The organism is Catenuloplanes sp. NPDC051500 (assembly GCF_044454585.1).
In the GTDB taxonomy this organism is placed as follows: domain Bacteria; phylum Actinomycetota; class Actinomycetes; order Mycobacteriales; family Micromonosporaceae; genus Catenuloplanes.
Window position 1 is genome coordinate 1 of sequence record NZ_JBITDX010000040.1, and the last position, 20,312, is coordinate 20,312.

Annotated in this window: 22 protein-coding genes; 7 read left to right on the forward strand and 15 right to left on the reverse strand. The window is 69.1% G+C overall.

Annotated elements, in window-relative coordinates:
* Positions 1–180: hypothetical protein (locus ACIA8K_RS39535; protein WP_396068637.1), on the forward strand; the 180-nt coding region annotated here is incomplete at its 5' end.
* Positions 181–209: 29 nt separating this feature from the next.
* On the opposite strand, the gene ACIA8K_RS39540 is transcribed toward ACIA8K_RS39535, so the two are convergent.
* Positions 210–1,067, reverse strand: a complete 858-nt coding sequence (locus ACIA8K_RS39540; protein WP_396068638.1) for a hypothetical protein — start codon at positions 1,065–1,067, stop codon at positions 210–212.
* Between the two features lie 716 nt (positions 1,068–1,783).
* Here ACIA8K_RS39540 and ACIA8K_RS39545 point away from each other — a divergent pair.
* Positions 1,784–2,443, forward strand: a complete 660-nt coding sequence (locus ACIA8K_RS39545) for a hypothetical protein (RefSeq protein WP_396068639.1) — start codon at positions 1,784–1,786, stop codon at positions 2,441–2,443.
* Between the two features lie 159 nt (positions 2,444–2,602).
* On the opposite strand, the gene ACIA8K_RS39550 is transcribed toward ACIA8K_RS39545, so the two are convergent.
* The 7 genes from ACIA8K_RS39550 to ACIA8K_RS39580 all read right to left on the reverse strand — a co-directional run bounded on the left by ACIA8K_RS39550 (position 2,603) and on the right by ACIA8K_RS39580 (position 8,523).
* Complete coding sequence (locus ACIA8K_RS39550; RefSeq protein ID WP_396068640.1) at positions 2,603–3,016, reverse strand: DUF4913 domain-containing protein; 414 nt, start codon at positions 3,014–3,016, stop codon at positions 2,603–2,605.
* Positions 3,013–3,951: a hypothetical protein gene (locus ACIA8K_RS39555; protein ID WP_396068641.1), complete on the reverse strand. Its 939-nt coding sequence runs from the start codon at positions 3,949–3,951 to the stop codon at positions 3,013–3,015. The genes ACIA8K_RS39550 and ACIA8K_RS39555 overlap by 4 nt, the downstream gene beginning before the upstream one ends.
* Before the next feature lie 26 nt (positions 3,952–3,977).
* Positions 3,978–5,315 (reverse strand): relaxase/mobilization nuclease domain-containing protein, encoded by a 1,338-nt coding sequence (locus ACIA8K_RS39560; RefSeq protein WP_396068642.1) that lies wholly within the window; start codon positions 5,313–5,315, stop codon positions 3,978–3,980.
* Positions 5,312–5,740: a plasmid mobilization protein gene (locus ACIA8K_RS39565; RefSeq protein WP_396068643.1), complete on the reverse strand. Its 429-nt coding sequence runs from the start codon at positions 5,738–5,740 to the stop codon at positions 5,312–5,314. Before ACIA8K_RS39565 ends, ACIA8K_RS39560 begins: the two co-directional genes overlap by 4 nt.
* A 317-nt stretch (positions 5,741–6,057) precedes the next feature.
* Positions 6,058–6,849: a WbqC family protein gene (locus ACIA8K_RS39570; RefSeq protein ID WP_396068644.1), complete on the reverse strand. Its 792-nt coding sequence runs from the start codon at positions 6,847–6,849 to the stop codon at positions 6,058–6,060.
* The gene (locus ACIA8K_RS39575) at positions 6,785–7,453 is read right to left on the reverse strand and encodes a YdcF family protein (RefSeq protein ID WP_396068645.1); all 669 of its coding nucleotides are present in this window, start codon (positions 7,451–7,453) and stop codon (positions 6,785–6,787) included. The genes ACIA8K_RS39570 and ACIA8K_RS39575 overlap by 65 nt, the downstream gene beginning before the upstream one ends.
* Positions 7,450–8,523, reverse strand: a complete 1,074-nt coding sequence (locus ACIA8K_RS39580; protein WP_396068646.1) for a helix-turn-helix domain-containing protein — start codon at positions 8,521–8,523, stop codon at positions 7,450–7,452. The genes ACIA8K_RS39575 and ACIA8K_RS39580 overlap by 4 nt, the downstream gene beginning before the upstream one ends.
* Before the next feature lie 149 nt (positions 8,524–8,672).
* Between ACIA8K_RS39580 and ACIA8K_RS39585 the strand changes: the two genes are divergently transcribed.
* The 3 genes from ACIA8K_RS39585 (at position 8,673) to ACIA8K_RS39595 (ending at position 11,628) form a co-directional block, all read left to right on the forward strand.
* Positions 8,673–9,191, forward strand: a complete 519-nt coding sequence (locus ACIA8K_RS39585) for a glycine-rich domain-containing protein (protein ID WP_396068647.1) — start codon at positions 8,673–8,675, stop codon at positions 9,189–9,191.
* A gap of 88 nt (positions 9,192–9,279) precedes the next feature.
* A complete protein-coding gene (locus ACIA8K_RS39590) occupies positions 9,280–10,086 on the forward strand; it encodes a hypothetical protein (RefSeq protein ID WP_396068648.1) in 807 nt (268 codons plus the stop codon).
* Positions 10,087–10,455: 369 nt separating this feature from the next.
* Positions 10,456–11,628: a hypothetical protein gene (locus ACIA8K_RS39595; RefSeq protein WP_396068649.1), complete on the forward strand. Its 1,173-nt coding sequence runs from the start codon at positions 10,456–10,458 to the stop codon at positions 11,626–11,628.
* A 241-nt stretch (positions 11,629–11,869) separates the two neighbouring features.
* Here the strand turns inward: ACIA8K_RS39595 and ACIA8K_RS39600 are convergent, their stop codons facing one another.
* The 5 genes from ACIA8K_RS39600 to ACIA8K_RS39620 all read right to left on the reverse strand — a co-directional run bounded on the left by ACIA8K_RS39600 (position 11,870) and on the right by ACIA8K_RS39620 (position 16,801).
* Entirely contained in the window at positions 11,870–12,334 is a 465-nt protein-coding gene (locus tag ACIA8K_RS39600) for a GNAT family N-acetyltransferase (protein ID WP_396068650.1), read from the reverse strand.
* Positions 12,335–12,346: 12 nt separating this feature from the next.
* Complete coding sequence (locus ACIA8K_RS39605) at positions 12,347–13,438, reverse strand: FxsB family cyclophane-forming radical SAM/SPASM peptide maturase (RefSeq protein ID WP_396068651.1); 1,092 nt, start codon at positions 13,436–13,438, stop codon at positions 12,347–12,349.
* 37 nt (positions 13,439–13,475) lie between these two features.
* Positions 13,476–13,613: a hypothetical protein gene (locus ACIA8K_RS39610; RefSeq protein WP_396068652.1), complete on the reverse strand. Its 138-nt coding sequence runs from the start codon at positions 13,611–13,613 to the stop codon at positions 13,476–13,478.
* A 64-nt stretch (positions 13,614–13,677) separates the two neighbouring features.
* Positions 13,678–16,353 (reverse strand): ATP-binding protein, encoded by a 2,676-nt coding sequence (locus ACIA8K_RS39615; protein ID WP_396068653.1) that lies wholly within the window; start codon positions 16,351–16,353, stop codon positions 13,678–13,680.
* A 304-nt stretch (positions 16,354–16,657) separates the two neighbouring features.
* Positions 16,658–16,801, reverse strand: a complete 144-nt coding sequence (locus ACIA8K_RS39620; RefSeq protein ID WP_396068654.1) for a hypothetical protein — start codon at positions 16,799–16,801, stop codon at positions 16,658–16,660.
* On the opposite strand from ACIA8K_RS39620, the gene ACIA8K_RS39625 reads away from it, so the two are divergent.
* Positions 16,800–17,216 (forward strand): hypothetical protein, encoded by a 417-nt coding sequence (locus tag ACIA8K_RS39625; protein ID WP_396068655.1) that lies wholly within the window; start codon positions 16,800–16,802, stop codon positions 17,214–17,216. The genes ACIA8K_RS39620 and ACIA8K_RS39625 overlap by 2 nt on opposite strands.
* Positions 17,213–18,619, forward strand: coding sequence for a hypothetical protein (locus ACIA8K_RS39630; protein ID WP_396068656.1), 1,407 nt, complete (start codon positions 17,213–17,215; stop codon positions 18,617–18,619). Before ACIA8K_RS39625 ends, ACIA8K_RS39630 begins: the two co-directional genes overlap by 4 nt.
* A 349-nt stretch (positions 18,620–18,968) precedes the next feature.
* Here ACIA8K_RS39630 and ACIA8K_RS39635 read toward each other — a convergent pair whose 3' ends face one another.
* Together ACIA8K_RS39635 and ACIA8K_RS39640 are read right to left on the reverse strand one after the other, a co-directional pair.
* Complete coding sequence (locus ACIA8K_RS39635) at positions 18,969–19,274, reverse strand: hypothetical protein (RefSeq protein ID WP_396068657.1); 306 nt, start codon at positions 19,272–19,274, stop codon at positions 18,969–18,971.
* 138 nt (positions 19,275–19,412) lie between these two features.
* Complete coding sequence (locus ACIA8K_RS39640) at positions 19,413–20,279, reverse strand: helix-turn-helix domain-containing protein (RefSeq protein WP_396068658.1); 867 nt, start codon at positions 20,277–20,279, stop codon at positions 19,413–19,415.
* Positions 20,280–20,312: the final 33 nt, after the last annotated feature.

Genomic DNA, 20,312 nt, shown 5'->3' on the forward strand with positions numbered 1-20,312 from the left:
GGCCGATGGGACAGCAGGATTCCGGTAGGTGATGATGTCATCGACGGGTGCGTCCTTCTCGGGATCGTGTTGCTTCGCAACTTCATGATCACCGACGGGCCGCACCCGTCCTACATGGACCCCTCGCCCGCCCAGAATCCCAGCTCAAGCACCCCTCAGGCGACTACGCAATGGCCCTGAGCTGCGGGCCGATCAGGCCGCCGAGCTGCTCACCCAGCGGTGATTTCGCGGTTTGGTGTCCCGAGCGCATGCGCTGCAGCGGGTTCGGCCAGCGCCGCGGCCACGGCTTGCGAGACCCTGCCACTGAACCCCGACGACGTGAACAGCTCCTGCAAGGCGGGGCGGAAAGTATCCTCGACGGAGTCGGTCACCTTGCGGCCCCTCATCGCCGCAGCGGCGTAGCCATCGAACGGACAATGCGGATTCTGCCGGGTCGGTACCCGCTCGGGTAGGGGCACCACGGAACTCAGGCGACGCCAGAAGGCAGACCCCTGGGCATCGCTGATCGACGGTGACAGCCCCACCCGCCAGTCGAACCGGCGCCGGACCCACCGCCGACGGCGATGGGTCGCCGCGAACTGAGGGCTGTGGGCGAGCGCGTACACACGACGCAACACGGCGACGATCTCGTCCAAGGACAGCTCAAAGCCGGGTTGACCGTCCGGGAGCGGCGTGGCCCGCAGCACCCACTGGAGCATGACCAAACCGCTGGGAAAGATCCGCAACGTATGCGCGTCGCCCCACGAACTGTTCTCGGTGGGAGCACCTTGCACCAGGCGCACCTCGACGTTGCCGGAGTAATCGGCATGGAAGGGCGCGTCCTCGAAGAAGACCGCGGCCAGCTCGTTGGCCGCGTCGACGAACGCGGGCGAATCGAGGGTCTCGGGCAAGTGGTTGGGGGCGACGGCGACGTTCAACCAGAACCGAGTACCGCCGTGACCGTACAGGTTTCCGGTTCCCGTGATGGGTTGGTGGTCGGCAACCAGCGCCGCTTCGGCCCGCTGCGTCAGCTGCGGCAGGAAGCGGGCAGCGCCGACGAGGGCCTTGCGCAGAGCGGCGTCCAGCACAGTAATCGTCCGGCGTCTTCGGTCTCGGAATGCGGCGTGCGGGATAAACCTGCCCCGTGCGCCCGGAGCTTGACCGTACACCTGACGTACACGAATCCCACCTCCGCCACGGGCGACTGATCACCCAACGTGTCGACACCCCGAGGAGCTGGCGTCGGAAGGAGGACCAATGAAAGTCGGGGCAGCTTGGAAACCACCTTACGGCGACTGTCGCCGCATTGCCGGGGCCGCACGGAGCCATCATTTTGTCACTGTGTGCGCTACGCGCGCCAGGTAGGTCACGCGCGTTGTCCGCGGCAGAAGAGTGCGCCGGAACGTCGTGAAACGAACCTTCGCACTGCTGCACCAGGTCCGCCGCCTCGCCGTGCGATGGGGACGTCGCCCCCGACCACCCTGCCTGCGCCGGACCATATGGCTCAAAGCGATCAACTAGGCCAACCCAAGATCGCGTTAAAGGCAGTCAGCCCGACATTCCTTGCACACAGTGAAGTTTATTCGCAATAGCGATCAGAGTCGCTACTTTACCAGTCACCCAGTGTGTGAAATAGTGAACTCCTGGCGGTCTTGCGACTAAACAAAATAGGAAACGCAATATGGTGCAAAGCGGTAAATCTGGTGAGATAGATCGAGACGAGATGCCGGACGAGGAAAGAGGGGTGCCGGAGAGGGTGTCCACCTCTCCTACTGCCACCCCCCTCAAGCCGCGCCCTCAGTGGGTGGGCTATGTGGTGGGCTGTCTGGTTGCCCTTGATGTAGTAGCTGCTGTGGTGCAGATCTACGCCTCCGGCCCGCGAGCTATTTGGTGGGTCGTTGCAGTTTTAGGTGCTGTCATTGTCACCCTAGCTGGCCGTTGGCTCGTGGAAAGACGTGGATCGAGACGCCTAGGAGCCTGGGCCGCGCTCGCTGTAGGCGTGCTCGCGTTTCTGCTGGGTTCGTTGGCTGGTTTTGAGGTTATTCTCCGATCACCTAAACCGTCCGTGACCATCACATCCCCTCAATCGGGGAGCACTGTTGGCGCATGTGAGCAATTCATTGGCACCTCTACCGGTATCCCTAAAGACCATACTCTTGTGCTCGCCGTGCGGGACCGCACGAGCGGAAAACCCGAAACTTATCTTTGGAACATTGCCGGCTGGGACACCGGAGACTCGCCGGACAATTGGTCGGGAACAGTCTGGTTCAACACGCCAGATGATGAATACGAGATTCGCGCTTTTATGGTCCGGATCAACGAGGTAAAAAATGAACGCGCCGATGAGCGGAACGGTGTGACCTGGAGCAAGCCCGCGATCCCTGATCACTGGGGAAGTAATTTGGCAGGGATTTCGGTAGTGGGTCGCCCTGGTCCTGGAACAGCCAACTGCAAGATCCAATAAAGCTTCTCGTGCACTCAGCTACAGGCCACCTTTGAGTAGTCATGTAATACACTCCCGTTCCGGAATTCCTGCCTTCGATGGTCGAAATACTTCACGCACTCTTCTCGGCAGATCCGTAAGCGTCGTCGCGCGATATCGGTGGGCTGATTGCAGAACATTTCACGCGGTTGACGCGGTCCGCCACCAGCCTTCGGGTACTGGCTCAGTGGCGGGGTGCTTAGCGGGATCGTGCTTGGCGGCGCGGCGATCGTCGGGCTGGCGGCAGGAGCGGAAAGGGCCGTCGGGGCTGAGCAGGATGGGTAGGTGGTAGTCGAGGTCGAGCCACCAGCCGGGTTTGGCGGCGGGGTCCCAGCGGGCGGTTTCCCAGGTGTTCCAGAGGAGTGTGAGGCGGGCGATGGCTTCGGCGTGGTCCCACCATCGTGGGCACCAGCGGGTTCGGGTGCTGTCGGTGGTGCGGTGCAGGAACATGGGGGCGAAGTAGCCGTCGACCCAGCCTTCGACGTCGGTGTAGAGCGGGGTACCTGGTTCCGTCTCCGCTGCCGGCAGGCTGGTGGTTGGCTCGGTTTCGCTCATCGCGTCGGCCTGACGTTTCCGCCGAGGCCGTTGGTCAGCCCGCTTACGTTCGCCGGCCGGAGCCGTGCGACGTGTCCGGGTAGGACGCCGGTGTTCTGGGTTCCTTGCGGGTACCACTGCTGGCTCATCTGCGGCGGCGTAGGCGCGGTCGTCGTGCCTTCTCCCTGTCCGGCGGAGTTCGGTTTACGAGTGGCCTGCGCGGTGGCCTGATGCGCGTCGAGCATCTGGCGGAGGTGGTCGGCTGCGGCGCGGCCTGCCGCGCCGAGGCGGTGGAGGTCGCGGTAGACCTCGTCGGTCAGCCCTGCGGCGAGTCGTGCCCGTTCGTTTCTGATCGCCGCGTCGAGTTCGTCGGGGGTGACGGTGACACCGCTTCCGGGGCTGATGGCGGCAGAGCGGCGTCCGCCGTGCGCGCGCATGACAGGCGTGCGGGCCATCTCCTCCACAGCAGCGCGCATCGCCTGGGGCCTGGGCATTCCGTCGGCCACCGCTTCGTCATACCCGCGCATCGGTCGAGGGTAGAACTCCCGGAGCCGGTCCTCAACCAGCGAGGCGACACCTCGGGCTTCTTCGAACTGGGGTTCGCGGAGTCGGGCGGTGCGCCACGTGATGGCGAGGTCGTACAGGTCGGCGGCGGCCAGCCACTGCGCGTCGAGCGCGCGGGCGATCAGCCGCCGGTCGCGGCGTGCGGCATTCCGCGCTTCCGTCTCCGGCGAGGTGGGGCTCGGCCGCGGGGTGCCTTCGCCAGCCGGCTGCTGACCGTGTCGTTCGCGGCGCCGGTCGTCCTGGGCCTCGCGCCACTGCCGGCGGCGGATTTCGACTGCGGCGAGGCGGGCGGCGGCTTCGCCGAGGGTGGCGAGGACCGCGAGGCTCTGGCCGAGGCGTTGGCCGGTGTCGGCGAGGTAGTCCGGGTGTTGGTCGGTGCCGATCCGGTCCACGGTTGCCTCCTGTTGCTGGCCTCTGGTCAGGTGCCGCGTGCGCGCGGGTCTGCGGCCGGCGGCTGGTCGCGACGGTCCCGGCGAGGGGTTAGCGGCCGCGTTCCCGGATGCGGACTCCGTGCGGCGGCGCGCAGCAGTCGGGCTGCTTCCCGGGCATCACGGGCGTCGTGCAGCTGGCGGTGGGCATCGTGGAGGTCGGCGAGCGCGCTGGCGAGTCGGGCGATCGCGGCCAGCAGTTGCAGGACCGCGACGGTGTTGCGGTCGTCGGCGAGCTGCCCGGTCAGATACAGCATCCGGACCAAACCCTGAAGATCTGCATGGGTACGGGCGGGCTGTGTGCGCCGTGGCCGGGCGGCCCGGTCGAGTGCGTCAGCGGCGCGCAGCAGGATCCGGCGGCGTCCTGGGCCGGGCACCTGGCGGGCCGCGACGAACAGCAGGTCGCACATCCCGATCTCCGTGGTCCCTGCGGCCGTGACCATGCGGGTGACCTGCGCGATGAGGTCGCGTCCGTCGTCCGGGAGCGGTGGTGGTGCCAGCTGCCAGCGGGCCCGGAGGCTGGGCAGGGTGAGGTCGCTGGCGAGCCGGCCGCCGCCGTACCAAATCGGATCTGGTCTGTTGATCGCGATGCTGTACCCGGTGACCTCTCCGGGCCGGGTGCTGCTCATCCGTGGTCGCACGAGAAGTCCCGTGTCGCGCAGGAGCGCGAAGAATTCCTCGGCCGGGCCCGCGGCCGCGGCGGCAAACCGGGCTTCACGGCGCAGCACGTCACGATCGCTCTCCGGCCGGGAGAGCCGGCGGGCCTTGTTGACCTCTGCGGCCGTGGGTCGGCGGCGGGCGGTCGCGGCGGCGCCGACCTGGTGGAGGCCGTAGCGTTCTTCGAGGTCGCGGCAGGCGGCCTGGGCGCGCCAGCGGTCGTTGCGGGCCCAGGCGGTGCGGCGGTCCTGCCGGACCAGTGTGGCCACGATGTGGATGTGGTCGGCGCCGTGCCGGACCGCGACCCACCGCACCGCCCCGGCGTCTCCGTGCGGGGCGAGCCCGACCTGCGCCATCACCTCGCCGACGATCCGTGCCCATTGGGCGTCGCTGAGCGGCCGGTCGGACGGGTCCGTGCGCAGCGAGCAGTGCCAGACCGGCTTCGCGGGCGGGTTCCGTCCGCTGCGGACCGGCTGCTCCAGCACCTCGGTGAGGGCGCGGAAGTCCCGCCGGCCTTCGCGACCGGCAGGCGGTTCGAGGGCGCCGAGCGGGCCGGCGCCGTCCCAGGCGGCGACCAGGCGCGGGTTGACGTGCTCTTCCCTGCGGCCGGGTCCGTAGAGGTAGCGGAGCAGGCCGCCGACACGCCGGCCACGGACGATGTTCGGGATCACCGCAGCCGGCGGTCGATCAACGCGATCACCGCGTCGATGCGCTCCATCCGCCGCTCGCACAACACCACGGCAGTCACCAACCACTCCGGCGCTTGGCCGGTCGCATTGAGCGCTGCGGCCGCCTGGTTGAGGTTCGTGCCGATCCGGCCCACCGCGGTCCGCGTCGCATACAACTCGGCCTGGAAGTCGGCCAGGATCTCCCGCACCGGATCCAGAGACATCGCCTCCACCCGCCCGGCCTGCACGAGCGCCGCGTCGGCGCAGAAGCCGGTGGCCGTCATCCCGACCCGCGCGGCTGCTTGCTGGATCGCTGCCAGTTCCTCGGTGCTGAATCGGGGCGTCAGCCGATGTGCGCGGCCCGGCCGCTGGTGCCGGCGATCCCGGCCGCGGTCGTCGTCAGCAGGATGCGGGATGGCGTTCGGCATGCGCGCAGCCTCGATGCCACCCGTTGCGGAAGGCGTTAGCGCGACCGTCCGGGCCTCGCCCGCGAAGTTCGCGGAAGCACCGGATCCCGACCGCGCTCGGTCGGGATCCGGCAGCCGGATGCATAGCTTGCTCCCGCACCTGGGCCGTCCGGTTTGGTTGCGATCTTGATCAATGCGATGGAGGGCGCGTCACCCGTCGGTACGCGACCTCCAAGGTGCTTCTGGCGTCCTCGTCGGATCGTTGCTCGACCGGCTTGAACGTCGACCAGATGCCTCCGCTTGGCGAACGAGGCCACGGGGCTTCTGGTGCGCCCCGTTCAGCGACCTGACACCCGTGCGAGCGAAGAGTTCAGCTCTTCCTTGATCGCCTGTGGTCCCCAGCGGAGGACGGGCCACATGCTGGTGATTCGGTCGGCGTGCTCCCAGATGGGGCCGTCCGGGCGCCTGAACGGCAGCACGGTGATGGAGGCTTCCTGGAATGGTGTGGGATCGAGGTATCGCATGCCGCCGGTGCCGCACAGGTAGGTTGTCGCGCCGACCTCCGCGGTGAGGTCGGCGAGTCGCTGGGATCGGCCGCTGCGGGCGTGAAGCCGGCTGCTGCGGATCACGGTGCCGTTCCATCCGAGCAGGCGCAGCATGGCGAGGGTGGAGGCCTCGGTGATCTCGGAGAGCATGTCGGTGCTGTCGAACAGCGGGTCGAGGACGTTGATGAAGTGCCGCATGACGTCCCACGCTGGGCTCGTCCGGTAGTAGTCGTGCGTCATCTGCCGGAGCCTGCGCCGGCAGTGTCCGGGGTCGGCCAGCCGTGCGTGGCGGATGAGGGTGGCGCGGCCGGTCGGCAGGGTGGTGGCGAGTGTCAGCCACTGCTGGCGGCCGGGGTCGTGGAGTCGGGCGAGTCGGGTGCGGTGCTGGTAGTCGCGGCGGTTGAATTGCACGTCGTCGAGCACGATCCAGCAGTCAGCGGTGTAGATCTTGGCGAGTGTGGTCAGGCGCGGCAGCAGGTTGGGCTGGTGGATCGCGCAGATCCCGGGCGGCTCGGCTGGTTCAGGGGGTGAGGAGGCGGGTGGTGAAGCCGGCGTGGACGAGGCGTTGGTAGGCGGCGTGGGCATCGTCGGGGACCTCCTGCGGTGCGGCGTAGCCGTGCCCGGGGTAGACGATGATGCGTTGCAAATCGCCGACGAGCATGTCGGTGACCATGCGCTCGTCGCCGATCTCGGTGACGTAGTCGGCGAACGCGAGCGGCTGGGAGGCGCAAATGATGTCGACCTCGGGCCAGAGCTTGCGGCAGGTGGCGTAGGCGCGTCGCTGCATGTAGGGCATCGCGACGAGCATCACCGACCGCACGCTGACGCCGTGTTCCTGGAGCAGCTGACGGGCGAAGGTGATGTTCTGGCCGGTGTTCGTGGCGTGCGGCTCGACCAGGATCACTCGTTCGGGGACGCCGAGGGAGATCGCGTGTTCTTGGAAGTGGACGGCTTCGCCGCGGGGGAACTGGTCGGCGCGGATCGGGTTGACGGCGCCGGTGAACAGCATGCGGGGGAACCAGCCCTCGTGCCAGAGTTTGGCGGTGTAGGCGGGAACGCCGAGGTCGTGGCTGCCCAGGCCGATCGCGATGTCGCAGTGGCGCAGCGGGTGTCCGAGTTGGTGGTAGTGCCAGATGGTGAGGGCGTCGGCGCGCTGGGCGTCGGTGAGTCGGGTTGCCCTGTCCGTCACTGTGGATCTCCCGGGTCGGTCGCCTGCTGAAGGCGGGCGATGCTGCGCAGCTGGTGGCTCATACCGTACGCAGCGGCGACCTTCTCGGCGCGGGCGAGCAGCCGGTGTCCCTCGTCGGCGGTGGCGGGGTCGGTGAGCAGGATGTGGCTGTGCGCGGTGTCGAGCCGGACGCGCTGTAGCGGCGCGGCCAGGTTCGCGGTGTCCCGGGCGATGCTGAGGTGGCGCAGCGCGGCGGTCAGATCCCCGGCTCCTCGTGCGGCGAGAGCGAGTTTCTGCTGTGTCACGGACCAGTCGTCGGCCTCACCGAGCCGGTCGAACTCGCGCGCCGCGGCGCCCATGATCTGCATGGCGTTAGCATGATCGCCGTTCTTGCTCAGCGACGTGCCGACCCACAGCAGCGCGCGGGCACGGTCGCGATTGGTGAGCCGTTCATCGCCGGAGAGGTGCTCGTAGCGGCGGGCGGCGGTGTCGAGCAGCCCGCTCATCTCCGTGGTCACGGTGAGCGCGAGATCGAGTTGGGCGACCCGGCGGGCAAGACCGAGCTGCGCGTAGACGGATCTGGCGATCGTGTAGGTATGTGCCGCTGACAACGGGCCGCTGACCAGGCCCTGATCACGGCGGAGGTCACCGAGCAACGTCGTGCTGCGCGCGTACAGGTAGAGGCCACGCTCGTCGAGGTGGTGAGGATCCGGCCCGGCCGTCCAGCGTTGGAGCAGCGCGGCGGCGAACGCGAAGTTTTGTCCACCGAGCGCCGTGGCCGCACGCTCGATGTCGTCAACCCAATCCTCATGATCCAGATCCCCGGAGGGTACGGGTATCAGCGGTGCACCCGTGCGCGCGGCGACAGCGACGGCGAACCTCGCGCGCGTGTCGTCATCACAGCGGGCGAGCGCCACATCGAGGACCTCCTGCGAGACGCCCCGCGGATGGGTGCTCGCACCGAACCGCTCCCACTTCGAGACGGTCCGCACGGCGACGCCGAGATAGGCGGCATAGGCGCGCACGCTCATCCGCAGTGCGAATCGCAGCGCCTGCGCGTGGGCGCCGGTCCAGCGGTCCACCGCGACCATCGTTGCCCCCTTCGCCGGACCACCCCTATCGGATCACGCATCGACGGGCGTGGCATCGAAGGTGCCACGAAGGTGCTACATCGGTCCGTTCCCGCCCGGGGCCGGCCGCCGGATGCTGAGAGCAACCGAATCGGAAACCGGAGGACACCGTGACACCGACGACCGCACCCAACGACCACCGCACCAACCCGTCCGCCACCGTGGGCGCCGACTGCTGGCCGGAGGAGACACCCAACCCGGCCGCGCGCACCGGCAGCAGTCTGATCGACCTGGCCCTGTTCACCACGCTCACGACGCGTATCGCCGCGGACCATCCCGACCTCAGCGACGACATGCCGGCCCGGATCCTCGACCAGGCCCTCGCGTTCCTCGGCGCCTGCGCCGTGACGACCACGCCGATCGGCCCGTCCGACCTCGTCGACATCGGCTGGCACACCCTGATCCTCCACACCGAGATCTACACCGACCTCTGCCACCGCATCGCCGGCCGCTTCATCCATCACATCCCCGACGACCCGGCCGACACCGGCACCAGCGCGCCGCTCACCACGACGACCGCCGCGATCACCGCCGCCGGGTACCGCATCGACCTGCCGCTGTGGACCAGCAGCGGCACCGCCAAGTGCACCCAATGCCACGCTGGATGCACCGACAGCCCCACCCGCTGACCGAGCGCCGGAAAGGCAAGCCCGTAGCAGGCCTCACCGACGTCTACGCTCGGCGAGACCCGTCACGCCGGAAGCAGGAGAACGAAGGATGCCCCGCCGCCAGTGGTCCGACCTCACCCCTCACACCCGCGCGGCCGTGGCGCGCGAGACCGGGGACATCATCGAGGCGGAAGATCTTGCGGCGGGCTCCGTCACCGACATCGCCACGGTCCTGACCACCGCCCGCGGACAGATCTTCGTCAAAGGCGTCGACACACGAACCGCTTCGCCACGCGCTGTCCGTGGCCATCACCGGGAAGCCACGCTCAACGCGGTGCTCCCCGCCGACAGAGTCCCGCGGCTGTACTGGACGATCGAATCAGACGGCTGGCTGCTGCACGGATACGAATGCGTACCCGGCCGGCACGCCGACCTCGGCCCTGGCTCACCCGGCATCACCTCGGTCCTCGTGGCCCTCGACGAACTCACCCACGCCCTGACGCCCGCTCCCACCGAGGCGCTGGCATTCTCACGTCGATGGGCCGACCGCATCGCACCAGAAGCGGTCGCCGGCGACACACTGATCCACACCGACCTCACCCCACGCAACCTCCTCGTCCACCACCAGCACACCTGGGTCGTCGACTGGACCGAACCCTGCACCGGCGCCGCCTGGATCCCCTACGCGTTCCTCACCATCAGACTCATCCGCGCAGGCCACACCCCACAAGCGGCAGAGCACGCCGTCAACCGAGCCGAAGCCTGGCAACGCGCTTCACCGCCAGCGCTAACCCTCTTCGCGGCGGCTGCAGCCGACCTCTGGCATGGCTGGCACCGCACCATCGGAGCCAGCCATCACCTCCCGCTCGCCCAGGCCGCCGACTCGTGGTCGAAGTACCGAACCGACTCCGGCTGACGGCTCCGCCACGCTCTACAGGTCGATCCAGGATTCATCGTCATTGCAGGCGAGCAGCACCGCTGCCGAACTGGAAACGCACCGAGCGCTTCGGCGTCCTTTGCGCCGGCCACCGACCCGACCCGGCTCCTCCCCACCGAAGCGACCGTGCCAGGAGCAGACCTCAGACCCGCGGGGCCCTCACCGACGACTGACCCTCTCGTTACGGGCCGACCGGAGCCGACCTGCTAACCCGGCTGCGCGAGCGTGACCGCACCACAGGGTTCGGTGCCTCACGGAGTCGGAGATCGGTCGATGGCTGCACGCACGCGGATCAATGGCCCAGCGGACGGAAGCGCTCCCCCGCCCGATACCCGGACTCTGCGGCAGGTGTCGCGGGCCGAGCAACAGCGGATCACCGCCGACGCGAACGTGGACCGGCGGGCCCGGGAGTCCCGACTGGCGCTCGAACTCCGGCAGGAGCGGCGGGCCGCCGCACGACGCGAGCGCCTGGAGCGCGTGACGGAGCGCCGGGCGGGGGCCGAGCAGCGGCGGATGCGCCGGCGGGCGGTGTTGCGGCGGATGCCGCGGCTGGCGGAACGTGCCTTGTTCGTGCTGCCGATCTTGTTTCCGATGGCGGTGGCCTGGGTGGGGCAGATCCAGTTTGCGATGCAGGTGATGGGCTGGCCGCTCGCCGGTGCGGTGGTGTTCGCGGCCGGGTTCGAGCTGTCGACGGCCTACGTCGCCCGGCTGGACTGGCGGTCACGCGCCGCCGGCGACAGCGGGATGCTGTTCCGGGCGGCGACGTGGGCATTCGCCGCGGGCGCGGCGATGATGAACTACTGGCACGCAGCCGGACCGAACCTCGCACCGACCGGCGAGGCCGTGTCGTACGGGCTGATGTCGGTGACCGGGGTGACGCTGTGGGAATTGTGGTCGATATACCGTCACCGCACGGCGATGCGCGCGGAGGGCCGGCTCCCGGCGACCCGGCCACGGTTCGGGGCGGCACGGTGGATGTGGTTCGGTGGTATGACGTACCTGTCGTGGCTGATCGCGTTGCGGGACGGGCATACGACGACCGAAGCCGCGTGGCGTGCCGCATTCGGGGCCGTGCAGCGCTTCGGGTCGGTGCGCGCGGCGCGGAAGGCCGTGCGCAAGGGCGCCGACGTCACCGGCCAGCCGGACGGGCTTCGGATCGCGCCTGCACCATCCGCGTCGCAGCCTGCAGCAGCCTCGTCTCCCGACAAGGCCATTGCGGCGCCGGCTTCCCCGGCACCGGTGGAGCAGTTAGCGCTGGATTGGAGCCCACCTCCGCCAGTCGCGCAGGTCCCTCCCGCCGTCGGGCGGCCGGTGGCGCCGTCCAGCCCGGCGAGCACGGTGGCACTCGCAACCCAGATGGAGACTTTCGCCCGCAGGCAGCTCGCCGCGGGCGAAAAGGTCACCGGCGCGGCGTTGGACCGACACTTCGGCACCAACGACTACGGCAGGAAAGTGCTGAGGCGCATCACTGCGGAAGCACCTGCAGCTCCGGGGCGGGCGGCTTCGCGGCGACGTCGTTGAGGAACGGCCCGCACCAGGAGGAGGGCTGTGCGACAGGCACGGGCCGTTCAGCGTTCCTGCACGGCGATCTGCGCCAGTGACCCGACCGTGCCGCTCAATCCGACGATCGCGAAACTCGCTGCATTTCACCGGCCGTGCGGCCCGCGCCGATCAACCTAGTCGATTAAGAGTGCTGTTGTAGCCCTCATCGCCCGAACGGATGACATGTCCCGGGCCACAATTCGGCCGAAAGTCGACGGCATCAGCGGACTTCGACTCGAAAGTTGATCTTGCCTTCGAGTTCGTGGAAGCCGAGCGACCGGTAGAAGGTGCGGGCTTCGCTGTCGTGTTCGGTCTGCCACTCGATCCTGCTGCAGCCGGGGCGTTCCTCGGCGATCTTCTGGAGGTGGGTCATGAGTGCGGTTCCGGCGCCGAGGCGTCGTGCGCTGGCCCGGACGAAGAGTTCTTTGAGGAACAGGGAGTGGGTGGAGCCGGCGGCCGGCCACAGGAACGAATATGCGGCGAACCCGACGAGGTCGTCACCGTCTTCGGCGAGCAGGCCGTACGCGAGCGGTGGTGTGCCGAAAAGGGCGAGCTCGACTTGCTGTGAGCGTTCGTCGAAGGGTTGGATCGTCGTCGCGGCGTAGTGTCGTTCGACTTCTTCGATGAGCGTGGCGACGGTGGTGAGGTCGCGGGGTTCGGCGTGGCGGACGACGAGTGCGGACAACGCGTTCTCCGTTCAGGCGGGCAGGGTGGTGTGGATGTGCCGGATCAGGTGGGTGAGGTCGTGGCAGTAGACGGACGGGTTGTCGTATCCGCGGGCGATGCTCTGCCGGTGGGGCAGGTGGCCGCCGCCGCAGATGGACACCAGTGGACACCGCCGGCACGCGGCGGCGAGGGATGCCGCGCCGTGCCGGCGGGTGCGGATCACCGGATGGTGTGCCGCGTCGTCGAGCGTGTGGTCGAAAACGTTCAGGCCGAGCTGGGATGCGGTCGGGCTGCTGGCCTTGAGGGTGTCGGTGTCCTCGATGGCGCCGTCGGATTCGATCACGGCGATTCCTGAGGGTACGAGTCCGAGTGATTCGACGGCGCTGGTGCCGCCGAGGCTCAGCGCGATGATGTCTTCGAGGATCCGGACCGAGGTGCCGGCCTCCGAGGTGTTGGTGATCCATCGGTCGTAGACGCGGCTGAGCCACTGCCCGTATTCGGGCTGGCCGGTGTCGGTGCGATACGGCGGCTGGTCGTGGGTGGCGTGCGGCAGGTTGAAGTCGATGACCGGCGGGCCGAGCCCGGTCAGGTAGTCGAAGACGGCGATCGGGTCGTTGCGGAGGTCGACGACGGCCAGGATCCCGGCGAAGCGCGTGGGCCGGGTGCGCAGGAGCCGGATGCCGCGGGTGGCGGCGTCGGCGCTGCTGTGCCCGCGGTGGGTGAGCCGGTGCCGGTCGTTGGCGGCGGGCGGGCCGTCGAGGCTGACGCCGACGCGGACCTCGTACCGGTCGAAGAGGTCGAGCCATCGGTCGTTGATCAGGGTGCCGTTGGTCTGCAGGCTGATCTGCGCCACAGGGCCGAGGTGCTCGTCGATCGCATGGAGAAGCTCTTCGAGGTGGCGTGGGCCGGCAAGGAGCGGTTCGCCGCCGTGGAGTGCGATGTCGACGCGGTCGAGCTGGTGGGCGTTGGCGTGCTCGGCGATGCGTCGTGCGGTGGCGCGGGCGACGTCGATGCTCATGCGGGCCGGGAGGTGCCGCCAGTCCTGGTCGGCGCCGTGGAAGACGTAGCAGTAGTCGCAGTCGATGTTGCACCGGTTGACCACCTTCAGCACGAGGGTGGTCAACGGCGTGCATTCTGCCCGCATGGGCGTGACCGGTCGGTCAGGTTCGTGCGGCGAGGGACGCGGTGTGGGCCGGGTGCGATGTCTGCTCTCGGCGTTCGTTGGCGACGCGTGCCTGCACGCGGCGGAGGATGGCGGCGAGCGCCGGCGTGGCGGCGGACCGGCGAGGTGTATCCATCGATGTTCCTCCCCTTGGTTGTCTTGCAGGATATCGCCGGGCGGCATGGTCATGTGGCCCGTTGTCAGGCGCCGGGTCGTGGGCCGATGATCCTCTGCCGGATGGCGCGGGCCTGCGCGGCCAGGTCGGAGGCCTCTTCGTTCATGCCGGTCGACCGGTGGTAGTCGGCGAGCCCTTCCAACGCGCGGGCTTCCTCCAGCGGCAGGCCGATGCGGCGAGCTGCGGCGAGTGCCGCCTCGTGGTGACCGTAAGCGGTCTGTGGGTCGGTGGCGGCCGCGATGACGCCGAGGTGGTTCTGGACCTCGGCCGTGCCGGCCTGGTCGCCGAGCTGGGCGTACCAGGATGCGGCCTGTTCGAGGGCGGCGATTGCGGCTCGATGATCGCCTTTCTGCCAGTGTAGGAGGGCCTGTTCGGCGGTGGCGGCCGCGAGTCCGCCGCGGCTGTCCAGCTCGCGGTAGAGGGCTGCTGCTTCGGCTTGCGCGGCGGCGGCCGCGGGCAGGTTCTGGTGCAGTCGGTGGAGGATGCCGAGGTGGTGGTGCGTGTTTGCCTGTCCGAAGCGGTCGCCGTGTTCGGTGTAGAGGTTCAGCGCTTCGGTGTGGGCGGTGGCGGCGGCGTCGAGGTCGCCGTGCAGGCGGTGGGCGACGCCGAGTTCGTCGAGGGCGTACGCGCGGTGCACCTGGTCGCCGAGGTCGGTGTAGAGCGTGAGCGCCTGCCGGGCGTGTTGCTGGGCCGCTGGGTAGTCGCCGGTGAGGGCGCGGACCCGGCCGAGGTCCCGGAGGGCGTTCGCTTCGCCGTACCGGTCGCCGATCTGGCGGTAGATGTCCAGCGCTTCCTCCGAGGCGGTGGCGGAGGCGGTCAGGTCGCCGGTCATACGGCGGACCATGCCGAGGTCGGCGAGCGCGTTCGCCTGTCCGAGCGAGTCGTCGAGCGCGCGGCAGAGAGACAGAGATTCGGTCTGCGCCTGGGCGGAGCTCTCGTACGCGGCGGTCAGGTAGTGCACGATGCCGAGCTGGTTGAGGACGAACGCCCGCCCGCGGGAGGGTGCGTCACCGAAGCGGTGCAGGGAGTCCGCGAACGCGTCCTGGGCGTCGCGGTAGCGGGCCATCAGCCGGGAGGCCATGCCGGCGTTCACCAGTGCGAGCGCTTCCGCTTCCCGGTCGCCGTCGTGCCGGGCTGCGGTGGTGGCGGCGCGGTGGAGGTGCACGGCCTGATCCCACGGGCCGGCGTGCCGCAGGTACGGGGCGAGTGCCGCGGCGAACTTGACGACCAGCGCATGCCGGTTCTGGCGGATGCATTCGTCGACGCAGGCGACGATGTTGCCGCGCTCGGCGTCCAGCCACGCGGTCGCTACGGCTCGGGAGCCGAACTCCGGGGCCTCGATGACCGAGCCGCGGTCGATGTAGGTGTTAGCGGCATCGATGAGGTGCAGGTAGTGGTGCGCAAGGCGTTCGATCGACATTGTTCCGTCCTGACCGGCGTCCTCTCCCAGGCTGCGTCCATAGTCTCTGACCAGGTCGTGAAAGCGGTAGCGGCCACGCGCGCTCTCGTCCAGTAGATGTTCTTGGAAGAGTTCGTCGAGCAGCGTACCGGCGCGGGTGGTGGGTATGTCTCCCACTGCTGCGGCGGTGGGCTCGTCGATGTCGAGGCCGGGGAACCAGGACAGCCGGCGGAAGAACTGCTGCTGTTCCGGCGAGAGGTCCTGGTATGACAGGTCGAATGCTGCGCTGAGGTTTTGGCCGCCGGCGCGTAGTTCCGTCGAGACGTGGGTCGCGTTCAGCAAGCGCTGCCGGAGATCGTCCGCAGTCCAGGCCGGATGCTGGCGGAGGCGGGCGGCCAGCAGCGAGACCGCCAACGGCAGCGATCCGCACAACGCGACGAGTTCCGCGGCGGCGTCGCCGTCGATATCGGCGCGGCCGGCGAGCTGGGTCAGCAGCGTAACCGCGTGCGCCTTCGGGAGTGCCCTGATCGGCACCTCCTGCGCGTCGGGAGCGGCAAGCCTACGGCGGCTCGTAACGAGGACGAGACTGCCGGGAGAGCCCGGCAGCAGCGGCTCGACCTGCGCGAACCCGGACGCGTCATCCAGAATCAGCAGGATTCGCCGGTTCGCGACCTGGCTGCGCCACATCGCGGCGCGCGCCTCGGTGACCAGACCCAGGTCATCGCCGTTCGGTATGCGCTGGGGCGCGATTCCGTCCGCGAGCAGCAGCGTGGCCAGCGCATCCGCGGGACCTGCCGGTGCCCGTCCGGCGGTATGGGCGCCGAGGCTGACGAACAGCTGGCCGTCCGGGAACCGGGACGCCAGCCGATGCCCGACATGGATCGCGAAAGCGGTCTTGCCGACGCCGGCCATCCCATCGACGGTACGCACCATCGCCACTGCACGCCCGGCCGTGGCTTCGGCCACGATCCGGGCGACCTCCTCGCGCCGGTCGGTGAACCGGGCGGTGTCCCGCGGCAGGCTTCGCAGGATGGTCGCCGCAGCCACTGGCTCGCCGGCAGAGGCGTTAGCGGGCGGGGCCTCGACGGACACCGCCGATAGCAGCGCGGCGAGCACGATCGCGGCGACGGCGAACAGTGCGAGCGCCTGCCATGGATAGCGCTGGACGACGGAGAGCCAGCCGGGCCAGCTTTGCTGCTCCGAGGCTGCGTTGGTGATCAAGCCGAGGATGAGGGTTACCGCCGCCACACCCGCAGCCGTCAGTGCCACCAAAGTCACCCGCCGTAACCGCACGATCGACACAGTACGGGACATCGACAACGACCACCACGGCTATGGATCTCCGGAACCGGTGCCGCGCGGACTCAGCAGCGGCGCCGCTAACACATAAGCGACAAGGTCGTTTGCGTTATCCACAGGCGGTTCTCGTCATCCACAGGCCGCGTGGAGGTAGGGGCGGAGGGACGTATGACTACGGCTACGGCAGGTGCAGATGGTGCGGCGCGGGCTCGCGACAGGGTGTGGACGATCGATGCGGTACGGGGTCTGGGTGCGACCACGGATGTGGAGACGGCCGGGCGATTCTCGGGGTCGGGCGGTCGAAGTCCTACCAGCTGGCGAAGTCGGGTGAGTTCCCGGTGCCGCTGCTGAGGATCGGGCGCCGGTACCGGGTGCCGATCCCGTCGATTCTTGAGCTGCTCGGCGCGGAGTGATCCGGGCCGGAGCTCACCGGACTGTAGGAGGTTGTCATGTCGGACATGGACCAGGTCGTCTTCGACGAGTTCCCGGACGCGATCGGCCGGGTGCGGGCGGCGCTGCTGGAGCGGGAGTTGATGGCCGAGGCGGCGCCGCTGGCGCTGCAGCTGCTGGAGCACGGTTGGAAGAGCGGCCCGCTGGAGACGCCGATCGGGCTGGCCTGGGACCGGCTCGGCCTCGAAGCCGGCATGAGCGTCGAGCTGCTGTTCCCGGAGGCCTGCGATTTCGTTCTGCTGGTCACCCCGCGCGTGGACGACGAGGCGCTGCTCAAGGAAGGCCGCGACCTGGCCCTGGCCGCGGCCGATGCGCTGGACATCATGGGCATGGACGCCGGCCAGCCGGACACGCGGCGGCGCGCCCTGGCAGACGCGGCCGCGGCGCTGCGGGTCGCCGCGCGGTGGCCGGGATGAGCTACGGGCAGTGGCTCGATCGGGCCGCCGAGACGCTGGATGCGGCAGCTGCGACAGCGCGCGGCGACAGCGCGGCCGACCATGCCGGTGCGGTGGCGGCATTGACCGCGCGCCGGCGGGTGTGGGCAAGCCTGGATAGAGTTCGAGCCCTGGTCGCGACGACGGCCGGCCAGGGCCCGATCGCACACCCCGCCGAAGATGATCTCCGGTCGTTGATGCAGGCCGGCGTGACCTTGCCGACGGAGATCGATCGATTTCTACGGGCGGTGGCGGCGTTCGCGGGCGGGGATCGGTCGTCGCCCTGGCCGCCACCCCGGCTGGAAGGCAAGGTCGCCAGGCAGCTCGGCGCAGCCGCCGTAGCGCTGGGCGCGGCCGGCGACATCCTGGCCAGCCATATCAATCCGACCGGTAAGACTCGCAGCCAGCAGGGAGCGCATCTGTCCTCGGCCGGCGGCCGGGCGGGTGTGATCGGTGACCTGGCCGCGTTAGCCAGGACGGCATACGCCACGGACGAGCAGCTGCGATCGTGGCTGGACCGCGGCATGCGGCGCAGCCCAGGTCTGCGGGAGATGCACGAACAAGAGATCACTGCGATCGGTGCCCCGTTGGGTGAGGAGATCCGGGTGCAGTTGGACGGTCTGCGGTACAGGTCGTCGGTAGCGACACGGCAGCTGCAGGTTGCGCCCGCGGTGGCTCCGGCGCTGTGGCGGATCACGCGGAACGCCGATGTGATCGCTGTGGTGCAGGCCGTCGCCGCCGACATGTACCGCAACCCGGAGGCCGCCACCATGCTCAGCATCTCCGACGCGTCCCGGCTCGGCATCCGCACGGCAGAACGCGCAGCCCACCTCAGCGGCTGGCGACGGGGCAAGACCAGGGTGAAAAGCCACCCCGTCGTCGCCTTGTGGCGCACGGCAGGGTGCCTCATCGGAGAGTACGGGCCACAGCCGAAGGTCGAGTACCCGATGCGGGCCACGGTCGCCGAAGCCGTCCGTTACCTGACGCAGCCACCACCACTCGACAGCCGGAACCTGCCCGGCAAGACATACGGCTTCAACGAGGCGCTCGCCGAACTTGCCGGAGGAACCCTGCGAGCCCTCGAACACGCGCTCGCGCAAGGACGGCTCATCACGGAAACGTATGTGCTGGGCGCGTCGAGCAACGCCCTGATCCGCCGCGCCGAGAAACGTTGGGAGGCGATGACCTCCGCCGACGAACGCATCACCAACCTGACCGACATCCTCGCCGATCTCGCCACCCGCCGGCCCACCCCATCACACAGCGCCGCCGACGTCGCCGGGCAACTCGACTCCGCGGCACCCGGAGCTGCCTCCTCCCGCACGGAGGGCCTGCACAGGCCGCCACCGTTGACCGGTTGGCCGGTTCCCGATCGCACCCGCTGAGCGGACGTGCCGGCTGATGCCGGCGAGGCCTCCGCCGACGGCACATCAACTGGCGACATGGGGGCGCTCGATCGAGTGGCCCGAATACCAGAACAGCACCTTAGTCGATTAGGTTGTGATTCGCGCGGGCCGCACGGCTTGCGAAGAGACGCAGGCGGGCGCGCTCGCTGATCCGAGCGCAGCTGGAGCGCCGTACCCGGGAATCCTGTGTCTTTGCCGTGCTGGAACGCCGGCCGGTCCGCACCTGATCCGCCACCAGGTACGGACCGGCCCACGCGCGCAGCTTCAGCCCGGGGTTCCCGGTGCTTCAGGCCGGGGTCGGACGGTCCGCCTTCGAAGCCAAGCCGGATCATCCCGAGGCGGGCCCGGCACGCATGCGCGCCTGCCTGGCCGCTGCGACGCCGGCTCGCTCCGCCTGCCGTGCCCGGCCGATCGCCGCCGTCCTGATCAGGGTGTTCGGTCGAGGCCGGACCGGTGAGCCGTCAGCTGCGAGGACCACGCCCACGACCTCAATCCACACTCCGTCGTCCAGGTGGTGTTCCTGGCCCACGATCCCGATCTGCAACCGCAGCGGGTCGATCGTGCCGAACTTGTAGTCCTGACAGGCGAGCTGGAGGATCTCCCCACGCTCCAGCGGGCGTTCGATTGCGCTCATTCCTGTCTCACCGCCTTCTCCTCGTCGTTACGGCCGGATCGCAGACGCCCTCGGGGTAGGAGTCGCGAGGCGGGGTCGGATGGCGGGGCTGTTCCGCTCCTCTGGGTTTGACCTGTCAAGTCCGGGAAGTCCGGCCGTTCAGGTCCATTCTTTGGCGTGCTCGCCATGCAGGCTGCCGAGGTCGCGGCGGGGATCCTCGGCCGTGGCCTCCAGCGCTGACCAGATGTTCAGGTAGGGCTCGACCGCTTCGTCGGTGTCGAGGAGGACGGGCTTGTCCACGTCCGGCCGGTACACGACTGTGGGTGCCGGGACGCCGGGCGCGATGTCGGGGAGGTCGAAGATGGTGAAACCGCCCGTGGCGGACGCGGGGTGCAGCCCGGCCGCGGTCGGCAGAGTCCTCACCGAACACCCGGTGCCGTGCAACCCGGACAGCAACTGGTCCAGTGGCTGGGTGTGCGCGAGACCGGGGACCGTCAGCCGGTGCAGGACCGTCTCGTCGACCACCACCTCGAATCGGGCCGGCCTGGCGCGGCCCAGGGTCCGCCGGTCGCGATGCAACCTGACAAGGCGTGTCACCTGATCGACGGTCACCCCCGGACGCCAGGCGTAGAGGTCGGCGGCGTACACGTCGGTCTGCAACACCGCGGGCAGGACGACTGGGTCGTAGTAGCGGATGCGAATGGCTTCGGACTCCATGCTCAGGTAAAGATGCTCTCCCGGCGACAGCACCGACCGGTTCGCGAACCACCACGGCGGAGCCATCCCACCCTTGGCCACGAGACCCGCGACAGCAGCCCGCAACGACGCGGCTCCCTTGTACACCTCCAGCAGGCCCTCGGCCGTGTCGAGCCTCGGCAACAACGTGCCGGCCTCGATCTTGTACACCTCGGATGCCGTAAGCCCCACCCGCCGGCCCGCCACAGCAGCCGTGACGGCCCCATCCCAGCGCGCCTGTTTCAGCACCCTGGACAGCTTCCACAGCACCAGGTCCCGCGGATACGACATCGCCTACGCCCTTCCCCTTCAACTCCAGCCTGC